The sequence below is a fragment of the Crossiella sp. S99.2 genome, from assembly GCF_023094165.1.
GTDB lineage: Bacteria > Actinomycetota > Actinomycetes > Mycobacteriales > Pseudonocardiaceae > Crossiella.
Window position 1 is genome coordinate 1 of sequence record NZ_JALMDK010000001.1, and the last position, 12,589, is coordinate 12,589.

Consider the following 12,589-nt stretch of genomic DNA (forward strand, 5'->3'; position numbering starts at 1 on the left):
CCCGGTGCGATACCGGGCACAGACCCTCGCTGCCTAGACTCTCAGTTACCGAGTCCAACTTCCGGGGAGCAGTTCACCGGGAAACTCCGGCGGGGGCCTTCTTCGTTGCTGGGTCAGGCCGTTTCGGCCTTGGACAGCTCGTACTTGAGCAGGTCGTCGAAGGTGAACGTGCCGGTGGGCTGGTCGTTCTTGCCCAGCAGGTACAGCCGCTTCACCGCGACCAGGATGCCCTCGGCCACCACGTCCCGGAAGGCCGGATCGAGCAGGCGGCGGCGGTCCTCCGGGTTGGTCAGGTAACCGGTCTCCACCCGGACCGCGGTGCAGCGGGTCAGCCGCAGCGAGTCCCAGGTCTTGGGGTGGGTGCCGCAGTCCAGCATGCCGGTGCGGGCGGTCAGCTCGCGCTGGATGAACCCGGCCAGGGCCTCACCGACGGTGGAGCTGGTGCCGTGGCCACTGCTGCCGAAGTGGAAGGTGGCCACGCCGCGGGCGTGCGGGGAGGCGTTCGCGTCGGAGTGCAGGGACAGGAACAGGTCCGCGTTGGCGTTGTTGGCGAACTGGGCGCGGTCGGACTCCGGCGGGCACACCTGCGGACCTCTGGAGAGCAGGGCCTCCATGCCGGTGGCCACCATCCGGCCCTCCAGCCGCCTGGCCAGGTCCCACATCAGGTCGGCCTCGGCCACCCCGTCCACCACGATGCCCCGGTCGCCGCCACCGTGACCGGGGTCGATCACGATCCGCTTGCCGGACAGGCGCGGGCCGGACCGGTGCAGGTGTTCCTGCTCACGCAGGAAGACCGGACGGCCACCGCGGACCTTGGGCGCGAGCTGGCGCAGCGCGCGCAGCGTGCCGGGTCCGCACATGCCGTCCACGGCCAGGCCGTAGTCGCGCTGGAAGTTGCGCAGCGCGTGCTCGGTCTGGTGGCCGAAGAGACCGTCCGCGCGGCCGGCGTTGAAGCCCAGCTCCAGCAGTCGCTGCTGCAGCGTGAGCACGTCGTCGCCGCTCATCGGCTGGGAGATCAGGTAGGCGAGGTTGCGGTCACCGAGCTGCCAGCGGGCATCGGTGAGCGCGCGGTAGGTGTTGGGGCCGACGATGCCGTCCGTGATCAGCCCGCGTTGCTGCTGGAAAGAGCGGACTGCGTGCTCGACCTCGCCATCGAAGTTCGTGGGCCTGGCGTGGCCGTTGGTGGCCGGTAGCAGCCCCAGCTTCACGAGAGTCGCCCGGATCTCGGCGACGGCTGGACCGTCATCACCCCGGCGGAGCAGCAGCATGCACCCCTCGCATGACTCGGGCGCCGGAAAATCATTTCGGCGCACAGTTAGAGACGTCCTATTGTGCCTTGCGGTCCGAGCAGCCACGTGCGGGGCTACTCCCAGCAGTCGTTCGGCCACCAAAAAGCACAACCCCGGATCTCGGATCCGTCGTCCTGGTGGCAGAACCACTCATCAGGATGACGAAGAACCGCGAACCGGGGTTGCACGATCCAGCAGGGGACTTTACGCCAGGTTCACCTGAACTGACTCATCGCACAGGTCAGGGCACGAGCGCGGGGTCCGGCATAGGACTTAGATCACGTCGCCGGGATGACGTCGGCGAGGTCGTTCAGGATGGCCGCCTTCGGCTTGGCGCCCACGATCGTCTTCACCGGCTTGCCGCCCTGGAAGAGCATCATGGTCGGCACCGACATGATCTGGTAGTCCCGCGCGGTCGACGGGTTGGCGTCGATGTCGAGCTTGACGATGGTGATCTTGTCGGCGTGCTCGCCGGCGATCTCGTCGAGCACCGGGGCGACCATCTTGCACGGTCCACACCAGGTCGCCCAGAAGTCCACCAGCACTGGCTTCTCGCTCTGCAGGACGTCCTCGACGAAAGTCGCGTCGGACACGACCTTGGTGTTGTTGCCCATCGTCACTCCTTGGTTGGGGGGCAGGTGATTCGGGTCTGCGGGGTGCTCAGTGGCTCGCGGCCGCGGCGACGGTCTCCGGCTCGGCTGCTTCCTGCCGGGCCAGCCAGCGCTCGGCGTCCATGGCCGCGGCACAGCCGGAACCCGCGGCGGTGATCGCCTGGCGGTAGGTGTGGTCGACCAGGTCGCCAGCGGCGAACACGCCGTCGAGGTTGGTGGCGGTGCCGGGCGCGGCGACCTGCACGTAGCCCTCGTCGTCGGTGGTGATCTGGCCCTTGACCAGCGCCGAGCGCGGGTCGTGGCCGACCGCGACGAAGAAGCCGGTCAGCGGCAGCACGGTCTCCTCGCCGGTGACGGTGCTCTGCACCCGCACGCCGGTGACGGAGGTCTCCCCGAGCACCTCGGTGACCTTGGTGTCCAGCAGCCAGCGGATCTTCTCGTTGGCCTGGGCCCGCGCCAGCATGATCTTGGAGGCGCGGAACTCCTGCCGCCGGTGGATGATCGTCACCGACCGGGCGAACCGGGTCAGGAAGGTGGCCTCCTCCATCGCGGAGTCGCCACCGCCGATCACCGCGATGTCCTGGTCCCGGAAGAAGAATCCGTCGCAGGTGGCGCAGGCGGACACGCCGCGGCCGAGCAGGCGCTGCTCACCGGGCACGTCCAGGTAGCGGGCGGCCGCGCCCATGGCCAGCACCACGGCCTTGGCCTGGTAGGTGACCCCGTTCGCGGTGACCGTCTTGACCGGCCCGGACAGGTCGACGGACTCGACGTCCTCGGCCCGCAGCTCGGCGCCGAAGCGCTCGGCCTGGGCGCGCATCTGCTCCATCAGGTCGGGACCCATGATCCCGTCCTTGAACCCCGGGTAGTTCTCCACCTCGGTGGTGGTCATCAGCGCGCCGCCGAACTGGGTGCCCTCGAAGATCAGGGGGTTGAGCTGCGCCCGCGCCGCGTAGGTGGCCGCGGTGTATCCCGCTGGGCCGGAGCCCACCACGATCAGGTTTCGTACCTGCGATGACACCTGGGGACCTCCGTGCCCTGAGTCGACGTATGCCGGCTTCGTACCGGCACAACGCGATCCTAGGTGCGGCTGTTCCCAGGTGACTCCGACGTCACACCTGAACTACTTGCCGACCGTGATGTCCTTCAGCAGCGAGGGGCTCTCCGCCGAGCAGTCCGGGCCGACGACCAGGATCCTGGTCCGCCCGGGAACGGTGGTGAGCACCACCATCAGCACGCCCGGCTTGCCGTCCAGGGTGACCCGGCGACCGGCGATCGCGTCCTGGCCGGCCGGCACCTTGTGCGCGGCCAGGCAGGTCTTCCGCTTGGCCGGATCGCTCAGCGGGCCGAAGTCCTTGGCGCCGCCGACGCCCGGGGGCACCGCCTTGCCGTCCAGGTCCGAACCCTTCAGCGCCAGCACCCCGTCCTCCGGGGTGGATGGGCTGGTCACGCCGCTGGTGGGCTGCGCGGTGCCGACGGTGGGCTGCTGACCCGGCAGCGTGGCGAAGATCAGGCCGGTGGCCGCGGCCAGGCCGACCACCGCGCCGATGCCCCAGCCGATGGTCTTGTTGCGCCTGCGGCGGGCGGACGCAAGGTCGACCACCTGGGCCATGGGCTGCGGCTGCGGTGGCTCCTGGTGGAACTGTGGGGGTGCGGGCGGGGCCAGCTGGGCCGCGCCGGGGCGGGCGGCCATGGCCAGCCGCACCTCGTTCTCGATCGCCGCCTCGATCCGGCTCGCCACGTGCTCGGGCATGCGCAGCGGGGGCAGGGCGGCGAGTTCGGCCTGCGTCTCATCCAGCGCGGCCAGGATCTCCCGCGCCTGTGGGTCAGCCTCGATCCTGGGCCGCAGGTGCGCGGCCACAGCGGGGTCCAGGACCCCGGCGTGCAGATCGGCGATGAGATCAACAGACCACGGCGGGCCGTCCGGCACACCGGGCCGGCGCTCGTTGGTGGTCATCGTCCCTCCCGTGGACGCCGCGGTGCCATTGCTCCAGCGTCAGGTGAGACGTTCGCACTTGCATCGGGGTTCCGCAGGTGCCCGAGAAGTTTCGCCAGCTTCGCCCTACCGCGAGCACATCTGCTCTTCACGGTACCTTCGGCGATTCCCAGGATCTGCGCGGACTCGGCTACCGAGTATCCCTGCACATCCACCAGGATGATCGGCGCGCGCTGCTCCTCCGGCAGCTCGGCGAGGGCGTCCTGGACGGCCAGCGAGGTGACCCGCTCGTCCATCACGTCCCTGGGCGCCACCGGTTCGCGGTGCGGCTCCTCGGGCATCGGCACGGTCGGCCGGGCCTGACGGCGCCTCACCCGGTCGAGGCATGCGTTCACCACGATCCGGTGCAACCAGGTGGAGACCTGTGACTCGGCGCGGAAGGAGGCCGCGGCGCGGAAGGCGGAGATGAACGCCTCCTGCAGCGCGTCGGCCGCTTCCTCCGGATCACGCAATGTCCGCAGGGCCACCGCCCACATGCGATCCCGGTGACGCCGCACAAGTTCGGTGAACGCGTGTGGGTCGCCGGCAGCATGGGCCGCTATGAGGTCCCCGTCCGAGCTAGCCGCGGCTGTCACGCGGCAGAGAATAGCGTCAGCTCATCCGTGCCTATGACGGGCGTTCACCCGGCACGGACGAAGGTCAGTTCGGACAGCTCGGAGACGTTGCGGTCGCCGCTGCCACCCAGACCGGTGATCCACAGCAACACGAACTTCGTGGCGTCACCGGCTTCCAGGCTGATCTCGGTGTCGCCCTTCTGCAGGGTCCCGGTGCCCAGCACCGTGGTCTCGTCCAGATCGGCGCTGCCCGAGGGCGCGCTGCGCACCTCGATCTTGGTGCCGCCGCTCGGCGAGTCGATGACGACCTTGGCCAGCTTGGCTGCCTCGGCCAGGGTGATCATGATGCCCACGCCCGGCTTGCCCCTGGGGAACTGCTGGCGGTAGGTCATGGTCTTCCAGGTCGAGCGCGGATCGCCGTCGACCACCCGCTTGATCCGGTGCGGGTTGTCCGGCTCGCCCTGCACGTTGTAGACGTTCACGCTGGCCACGTCGACGGTGCCACCGGCCTGGGGCTGCTCGCTGGTGGGCGTGCTCGGCTGGGTGCTGCTGGTCTGACCCGGTGGCGGGGGCGTGGTGGGCGTGAGCGCCACGGTGGGGCCGGACCGGGTCTCCGGGGTGGAGAACATGCCGATCACCGACAGTCCGGCCCAGGCGAGGATGCCCGCGGTGGCCATGGTCAGCAGCGTCATGCCGACGGCGAGCTTGCGCCGCCTGCTCTTCTCGTCCCGCTTGTCGTCCTCGTCGGTGGCCAGCGCCGGGTAGGACTCGGTGAGCGCGGCCTCCTGGGCGCGCAGCGCGGCGGCCTCGGCCTCGGCGGCCGCGGTGTGCTCGAGCACCCGCAGGATGGCCGCGCCGGTGCGCAGGCCGCCGACGCTGGTGTCCTCCAGGCTGCGCACGGCGACCGTGGACAGCTCGTGCGGCACGGCCGGGTGCAGGGTCTGCGGGGAGACCACGGTGCCGTCCGGGCCGGTGGGTGCCGAGGGCAGGCCGATGGGGCCGCCGTCCAGGGCCCAGCGGCAGGTCAGCATCAGGTACAGGGTGGCGCCGAGTCCGCGGACGTCCTCGCGGGCGGTCACCTCGGCCCTGGGGCCGGGGAAGGCCAGCCGCAGCTTGCCGTCCGGGGTGACCCGCAGCCGCTGCGGGTGGTCAACGCCCAGCACCAGGCCGGCGTGGTGCGCGGTCTCCACCGCGGCGGCCAGCGGCTCCAGCAGCCGGGAGGCGGTGCCCGAGGGCAGCGGGCCCTCGGTGATCAGGTCCAGCAGATCGGTGCCCTGGGTCCACTCGGCCACCACGATGCCGAACACGCCGTCCCGCGGGTTGACCCCTTGGCCGGGCCAGAGCACGTCCAGCGTCCGGGAGACGCCGGGGTGGGTGAAGCCCGCGGAGTGGGTGGCGCGTTCCAGGGTGCGCCGGGCACGGGCGGCGGTGCGCTCGTCCGAGGCGTCGCCGAGCAGCACGGTGAGAGCAACGTCACGTCCCAGCGCGTTGTCCCTGGCCCGCCAGAACTGGGCAGGGCCGCGCGGATCCTGACCCGCCAGTGACAACAGGCGGTAGCGGCCGTCACCGAGCGTCGCACCCGGAACGAAGGCGGCAGCACCTACCGCGCCGCCGGCTGGATTCCCGTGCGGCGCCGTGTAATCCGGCGTCCCACTCACCGAGCTTTCTCCCGTTCCGCACGTCGTCTACGGTCGCGACCCCTGACCGCGTGCTGGTGCTCCCGGTCGAGGGTACGGGAAGCCGGGCGTCAACGGCGGCGCAAAAGTCGGGTGATCCGTGACATTGCCGGATTCAGTTCCGTCACCTTGAGTAGCATCATCGAGCCGAACGCGACGGCCAGTCCGAGGATGCTCCCGACAATCAGGACGATCCAGGCGATCAGCCGGGGTGAGGTGCCGATCGGGGCGAACTCCAGCGTCGCGGTGTGCACCAGGACCACGCTCAGCGCGCCCAGCAGCGAGCCCACCAGGGACAGGCCGAAGGTGCGGCCCAGCCGCCCGGACTCCAGCCTGCCGAGCCGGACCCGCAGCCAGATGTTGCCGGCCACCGCGCCCACCAGGAACGACATCGAGTTCACGAAGGCGAGGCCGAGCACCATGGTGTGCGGGTCGAGCACCTGCACGCACAGGATGGACAGGCCGATCTTCACCGCCACCGTGACCAGCTGCAGCATGGCCGGGGTGCGGGCGTCCTTCATCGCGTAGAACACCCGCAGCTGCATCATGGTGATCGCGTAGGGCACCAGCCCGAACGCGGAGACCGCCAGCGTGGTGCCGATCTGCTGGGCGCTGGAGAGGGTGTTGGCGCCGTAGAAGAACAGCGCGACGCCGAGCTGGCTGCCGAGCACGGTCATGCCGGCGCTCAGCGGCAGCAGCATGGTGGTCAGCAGGCGGCTGCCCAGGGACAGGTCGGCGACCACCCCGCGCACGTTGTTGTCCGCGGCCGCCTTGCTCATCCGCGGCATGATCGCGGTGAGCAGGGAGAAGCCGAGGATGCCGTAGGGCAGCTGGAAGAGCTGCCAGGCCAGGTTGTACGAGGTCATGCTGCCGGGCAGCGCGGCGGTGGCGATCCGGGTGACCACGATGACGCCGACCAGGCCGAGCACCACGTAGACCAGCATCCACAGCGCCAGGCCGCCGAACTCGGTGAGCCTGCGATCCCAGCCCCAGCGCCACTTGAACCTGATCCCGGCCCGGCGCATCGCGGGCAGCACCACCAGCGACTGCACCACGATGCCCAGCGTGGTGCCGATTCCCAGCACCAGCAGTTTCGGGTCGCTCATGGCCAGCGGGTTGATCGTCGGGTCGCCAGGGACCAGCAGGTACACCCCGAGGGTGACCAGCACGACCAGGTTGTTGAACACCGGCGCCCAGGCGGGCAGGCCGAACACGCCGCGGGCGTTGAGGATCGCGGTGAACAGCGCGCCGAGGCCGAAGAAGAGGATCTCCGGCAGCAGCAGGAAGGCGAAGGCGGTGACCAGGTCCGGCCGGGCCTTGCTGGTGCTGCTGCCGTCGACGTAGATGGTGGTCAGCAGCGGGGCGGCCAGCACCATCACCACGGTGGCCACCAGCAGGATCACCGGCGCCATGGTCAGCAGGCGCTGGGTGTACGCCTCGCCGCCGTCCTCGTCCTCTTTCTCCGCCCGCACCAGCAGCGGCACGATGATGCTGCTCAGCACGCCGCCCAGGAGCAGCTCGTAGACCTGCAGCGGGATGGTCATGCCGACCTGGTACGAGTCGGTGATCACGCCGGAGCCGACCACCACCACGAGCACGATCCGGGACAGGAATCCGGTGATCCGGCTGGCCAGGGTGGCGATCGCCATCGAGCCGCTGGCCTTGGCCAGCGAGGGTTGGGCCTTGGCCGGGGCCGGCTTGTCCATCTGCCTCGTCTCGCTCACGCGGCGCGCTCCTGTTTGCCCGAGCGCAGGCGCCGGTACAGCCTGCGGGCCACCAGCAGCACCAGGGCCGCGCCCGCGGTGACCGTGATGCCGAGGGTGATCGTGCCGTACGCGGTGGAGATGAGGGTGATCCGGTTGGCCTCGCCGCCGCGGCCCAGCGGGCTGCCGTTGATCGTCTGCAGCAGGGCGTCCACGCTGAACTGGCCACCACGGGTGATCTCGGTGGGCACCCGGATCGGCAGGTTGCTGTTCGCGCCGATGGTCAGGTCGTTGACATCGCTGGTGCGCAGGCCCTGGGTGCTGCTGAAGGTCACCCTGACCTTGATCACCACCGGCAGCTTGTTGCTGATGGTCAGCGGCAGCGGACTGTCCGAGGAGGCCAGGTAGTACGGGCCGGGCGGGGTGACTATCCGCACCTGGGAGACCAGGTTCTCCAGCTGGTCGCCGACCAGCGAGCCGGCCGCGCCGCCCGCGGAGCTGTTGCCGCGCCAGGCGCCGGAGGCGGCCCGCACCATGCCCAGGTCCAGCGGGTCGATCAGCGCGGCCGGGGCGGTGCCCTTGACGCCGTCGCTGCTCATCGCCGCGAGCAGGTCCCTGGACCGGTCGCGCATCGCGCGCAGCTCGCCGGTGGCGGTCGGGGAGATCTCCGCGCCGGTGGCCTCCACCGGGTAGGTCAGGCCCGCGGTGCGCCCGCCGGCCGCTGCGGCGGCCTGCTCGGTCAGCCCGCGCGGGGTGACCAGCCTGCCGCCGAGCAGCTGCTGCATGGACTGCAGGAACGCGGTCAGCTCGCCGACCGGGGCCTTCCACCGCCGCGGCGGGGCGACCACCAGCGAGCCGCCGGTCTTGCCCAGCGCGGTGGCCCGGTACAGCAGCGCGCCCATGCCGTTCTGCAGGTCCAGCGCGCCGTAGGTGGCCGCGCCGGAGGTGGGGGCGCGCGCGCCGCCGAGGGCGTTGTGCACCAGCGGGTCGATCGGCACCGCGGTGGAGCCCGCGGTCAGCGAGCCCGCCGGGGCGGCCAGTTTGACCGGGGCGGTCACCGTGCGGCCGTCCTGCAGCCCGCGCTGTTCCAGCAGCAGGTTGCGCCGGCCCAGGTCGGCCAGGGTGCGCTCGTCCAGCACCCCGCCCAGCGGCCACACCATGTCGCTGACGGTCTGCACCTGGAGCAGCTCGCCGACCGACTTGCTCCGGCTCACCGCCTGTTCCTGCAGGTCGGTGAGCCCGGCCTTGGACAGCGCGACCAGGTCGGCGTCGGCGAAGGGCAGCGCGAGCACGCAGCGGCCGCGGGCGATGCCCTTGAGCCGCTCCAGCCACTTCTGCGCCGCGGTCGAGCCGGTGCCCTCCACGGTGGTCCGGCCACTGCGGATGCGGTAGACGCCGCCCGCGGTGTCGGCCATCGCGGCCACCGTCTGCACCAGGTCGGGGTCGATCACCAGGCACAGCGAGCCGGCCAGCGCCGAACCCGAGGGCGCGGTCTGCTCCACCGCGGAGACCAGCTCGGAGAGCCTGCCGCCGGTGGTCAGCGAGCGGGCCAGGTCGTCGTTGGTCAGCACGGTGCTGCCGTCGCTGGTGGGCAGGCGCACCGGCTGGTCCACGATCGGCCAGAGCACCGTGGTCGCGGGCGCGTTGGGCGCGGCAGGCAACGAGGCCCCGCCGGGCACGCCGGTGACCGGCAGCAGGAAGCCGCGGGAGGCGATCCGGGCCCGCTTGCCGAAGTCCGGGGTGCCGTTGATGTTGAACAGCACCGGGTAGACGCCGGGCGTGGTGATTTGCAGGGTGCTCACCGCCACCTCGACCCTGACCTGCACGCTCTGCCCCGGATCCAGATCGCCCACGTTGCTGAATTTGGGTTCGGCCCGGTCGGTCGCCACCTCCCCCGCCAGCGCGTCGTTGATCTTGTCTTCGCTGGTCAGCGCGGCGCCGGCCTGCAACCGGACGATCAGGTCGCTGAGCTTGCGGTCCCCGGTGTTGGTCAGCTTGCCGGACGCGACGATCTTGTTGTCGCCGTCGGCGGTGACCACTCTCGGTTGCAGGGTGTCCAGTTCCAGGGTCGCGGGCGGGGCCGGCGACGGGCTGGTCGAGGCGGGCTGGGCCCGCACGTCATAGGTTTCCGCCCGCCCGGTGAGGGGCAGGGTCAGCACGGTGCACGCGGCGACCGCCGCGACCGTGAACAGCCTCTTCACGCCGGCTCCGAAGTCTCACTGGGCGCGCGCACGCGTTCGACCGCCTTGCGCACCAGGCGGCGTTCATCCACGTAGGCCAGCAGCCCATCCAGTTCACCCAGCGGCACCCACGCCACTTCGGTGACCTCCACGTCCTCGTCGGAAAGCTCTCCGCCCACCGCCTCCAGCAGGAAGTGGTGCACGGTCTTGTGCACTCGCCGGTCCTCGGCGACGAACCAGTAGTCGATCGCCCCGAGCACGGCCAGCACCCGGCCACGGATGCCGGTCTCCTCGGCGACCTCGCGGACGGCCGCTTCTTCGGCGGTCTCACCCTGCTCGATGTGGCCCTTGGGCAGCGACCACAACAGCCGTCCTTTTCGATCAAGTCTGCCAATGAGCGCAGCGTGCTCGCGCGCGGCATCCACAACCAGCCCGCCGGCCGACACCTCATCCACCGTACGCAGCCGTTTTCCCCGCTGGCGCCTGGTCCGTCTGCCCGGTGCGGCGCCACCGGTGCTGCCGGAGGACGACGGGGGCATGGCGCCGATGGTAGTGCGACGTAGGCTGGCTCCTCGTGTCCAGCACCTCTGTACCGGCCCAGCCGAACCAGGTCGACCCCGCTCGCGGCGCGCAGCAGAATGCGGTCGTGGAACTCATGCGGATCGCCCCGGTCGCCGACGAACTCGCCCAGCGGTTCGCCGCCGCGGGTCACCGGCTGTACCTGGTCGGCGGCAGCGTCCGGGACGCGCTGCTGGGACGGCCGCTGACCGACCTGGACTTCACCACCGACGCGCGGCCGGAGCAGGTGCGCGCGCTGCTGACCGGGTGGGCGGAGGCGATCTGGGACACCGGCATCGCCTTCGGCACCCTGGGCGCGGTCAAGCACGGGGCCACGGTGGAGATCACCACCTTCCGCGCGGACAGCTACGACCGGGTCGGGCGCAACCCCGAGGTGGTCTTCGGCGAGACCATCGAGGCCGACCTGGTGCGCCGGGACTTCACCGTGAACGCGATGGCGGTCCAGCTGCCCGCGAAGACCTTCGTCGACCCGCATGACGGGGCCGCCGCGCTGGTGGCCCGGATGCTGGACACCCCGGCCACGCCGGAGGAGTCCTTCGCCGACGACCCGCTGCGGATGCTGCGGGCCTGCCGGTTCGTCGCCCAGCTCGGCTTCGCGGTGGCGCCGCGGGTGCTGACCGCGATGCGCGAGATGGCCGGTGAGATCCAGCGGATCACCGCCGAGCGGGTGCAGGCCGAGCTGTCCAAGCTGCTCTGCGGGGCGCAGCCGCGGCGCGGGCTGGAGCTGCTGGTGGACACCGGGCTGGCCGAGTTCGTGCTGCCGGAGGTGCCCGCGATGCGGCTGGCCATCGACGAGCACCACCAGCACAAGGACGTCTACCAGCACTCGCTGGTGGTGCTGGAGCAGGCGATCGCGCTGGAGGATCCGGACAACTCGCCGGACCTGGTGCTGCGGCTGGCCGCGCTGCTGCACGACATCGGCAAGCCGGACACCCGGCGGTTCGAGCCCGGCGGCGGGGTCAGCTTCCACCACCACGAGGTGGTCGGCGCGAAGATGGCGCGCAAGCGGCTGCGCGCGCTGAAATATTCCAAGGAGATCACCGAGGCGGTGGCCCAGCTCGTCTACCTGCACCTGCGCTTCCACGGCTACGGCAAGGGCGAGTGGACCGACTCCGCGGTGCGCCGCTACGTCACCGACGCGGGTCCGATGCTGAGCAGGCTGCACAAGCTGGTGCGCGCGGACTGCACCACCCGCAACAAGCGCAAGGCAGCCGCGCTGCAGCGCACCTACGACGACCTGGAAGTCCGGATCGACCGGATCGCGGCCGAGGAGGACCTGCGCCGGGTGCGGCCGGACCTGGACGGCAACGCGATCATGGAGCTGCTCGGGCTGCCGCCGGGTCCGCTGGTGGGCAAGGCGTGGACCTTCCTCAAGGAGCTGCGGCTGGACCGCGGTCCGCTGGCGCCCGAAGAGGCAGAGACCGAGCTGCTCGCATGGGCAAAGGAACAGGGCTTGCAACCACCTGATCGGGGCTAGTTTCTGCCGGTTCAGTTGCCCCTTCGCTACGTTGGGTAGCGAAAGGGGGCACGGTGAAAATCTTGGGAAAAACCCTGTTCGGGCTGGTCACGGTAGGTGTGGTGGTAACGGGGTGCAGTACGCCACCACCCCGGGAAACAGTCACGGTGACGGCGACCCAGCCACCGGTAAACCCGTCGCCAACCTCGGCGACTCGCGGTAAGACGGTGGCGGTGCCGAACGTGGTCGGCATGGTGCACCAGCAGGCGCAGGACACCATGCAAGCCGCTGGCCTGCGCAATCTCGCTGAGGAAGACGCCACCGGGCGTGGCAGGCTGCTGCTCAACGACCGGAACTGGAAGGTCGTGAGTCAGGAACCGGCCGCGGGCACGGTGGTGGCGCTGGACACGAGGATCCTGTTGAAGTCCAAGAAGGACGGTGACAGATAACGCGTTCAGCGGTTAGCGGGACGACAGGCCCGTCGGTCACCATGTGTGCTGGAGGGATCTCGTAACGCAGGGGCATGGGGGTGCGCCGTGTACAGGGTG

At 70.6% G+C, this 12,589-nt stretch carries 11 protein-coding genes; 2 read left to right on the forward strand and 9 right to left on the reverse strand.

Annotation, left to right across the window (positions count from 1 at the left end):
* Positions 1–113: 113 nt before the first annotated feature.
* From MZC64_RS00005 to MZC64_RS00045, 9 genes are all read right to left on the reverse strand, one after another.
* Complete coding sequence (locus tag MZC64_RS00005; protein ID WP_247755016.1) at positions 114–1,268, reverse strand: N-acetylmuramoyl-L-alanine amidase; 1,155 nt, start codon at positions 1,266–1,268, stop codon at positions 114–116.
* Between the two features lie 299 nt (positions 1,269–1,567).
* A complete protein-coding gene (trxA, locus tag MZC64_RS00010; RefSeq protein ID WP_247755017.1) occupies positions 1,568–1,903 on the reverse strand; it encodes a thioredoxin in 336 nt (111 codons plus the stop codon).
* A 46-nt stretch (positions 1,904–1,949) separates the two neighbouring features.
* On the reverse strand, positions 1,950–2,918 hold the full coding sequence (gene trxB, locus MZC64_RS00015; RefSeq protein WP_247755018.1) for a thioredoxin-disulfide reductase: 969 nt from the start codon (positions 2,916–2,918) through the stop codon (positions 1,950–1,952).
* Between the two features lie 102 nt (positions 2,919–3,020).
* A complete protein-coding gene (locus MZC64_RS00020) occupies positions 3,021–3,854 on the reverse strand; it encodes a hypothetical protein (protein WP_247755019.1) in 834 nt (277 codons plus the stop codon).
* The gene (gene sigM, locus MZC64_RS00025; protein WP_185001006.1) at positions 3,851–4,468 is read right to left on the reverse strand and encodes an RNA polymerase sigma factor SigM; all 618 of its coding nucleotides are present in this window, start codon (positions 4,466–4,468) and stop codon (positions 3,851–3,853) included. The genes MZC64_RS00020 and sigM overlap by 4 nt, the downstream gene beginning before the upstream one ends.
* A 44-nt stretch (positions 4,469–4,512) precedes the next feature.
* Positions 4,513–6,105 carry a protein kinase family protein gene (locus tag MZC64_RS00030; protein ID WP_247755020.1) on the reverse strand — a complete coding sequence of 531 codons (1,593 nt, stop codon included), beginning with the start codon at positions 6,103–6,105 and terminating at the stop codon, positions 4,513–4,515.
* Positions 6,106–6,194: 89 nt separating this feature from the next.
* Positions 6,195–7,847: a murein biosynthesis integral membrane protein MurJ gene (murJ, locus tag MZC64_RS00035; protein ID WP_247755021.1), complete on the reverse strand. Its 1,653-nt coding sequence runs from the start codon at positions 7,845–7,847 to the stop codon at positions 6,195–6,197.
* The gene (locus tag MZC64_RS00040) at positions 7,844–10,027 is read right to left on the reverse strand and encodes a DUF6049 family protein (RefSeq protein WP_247755022.1); all 2,184 of its coding nucleotides are present in this window, start codon (positions 10,025–10,027) and stop codon (positions 7,844–7,846) included. Before MZC64_RS00040 ends, murJ begins: the two co-directional genes overlap by 4 nt.
* Complete coding sequence (locus MZC64_RS00045) at positions 10,024–10,545, reverse strand: NUDIX hydrolase (RefSeq protein ID WP_247755023.1); 522 nt, start codon at positions 10,543–10,545, stop codon at positions 10,024–10,026. The genes MZC64_RS00040 and MZC64_RS00045 overlap by 4 nt, the downstream gene beginning before the upstream one ends.
* 35 nt (positions 10,546–10,580) lie before the next feature.
* Between MZC64_RS00045 and MZC64_RS00050 the strand changes: the two genes are divergently transcribed.
* A complete protein-coding gene (locus MZC64_RS00050; RefSeq protein ID WP_308300937.1) occupies positions 10,581–12,062 on the forward strand; it encodes a CCA tRNA nucleotidyltransferase in 1,482 nt (493 codons plus the stop codon).
* 53 nt (positions 12,063–12,115) lie between these two features.
* On the forward strand, positions 12,116–12,490 hold the full coding sequence (locus MZC64_RS00055) for a PASTA domain-containing protein (protein WP_247797651.1): 375 nt from the start codon (positions 12,116–12,118) through the stop codon (positions 12,488–12,490).
* Positions 12,491–12,589: the final 99 nt, after the last annotated feature.

Excerpts from the sequence above, each read along its gene's own strand:
- MZC64_RS00005 (WP_247755016.1), bottom strand. The coding sequence starts at position 1,268 with ATGCTGCTGCTCCGCCGGGGTGATGACGGTCCAGCCGTCGCCGAGATC.
- trxA (WP_247755017.1), bottom strand. The coding sequence starts at position 1,903 with ATGGGCAACAACACCAAGGTCGTGTCCGACGCGACTTTCGTCGAGGAC.
- MZC64_RS00020 (WP_247755019.1), bottom strand. The coding sequence starts at position 3,854 with ATGACCACCAACGAGCGCCGGCCCGGTGTGCCGGACGGCCCGCCGTGG.
- MZC64_RS00045 (WP_247755023.1), bottom strand. The coding sequence starts at position 10,545 with ATGCCCCCGTCGTCCTCCGGCAGCACCGGTGGCGCCGCACCGGGCAGA.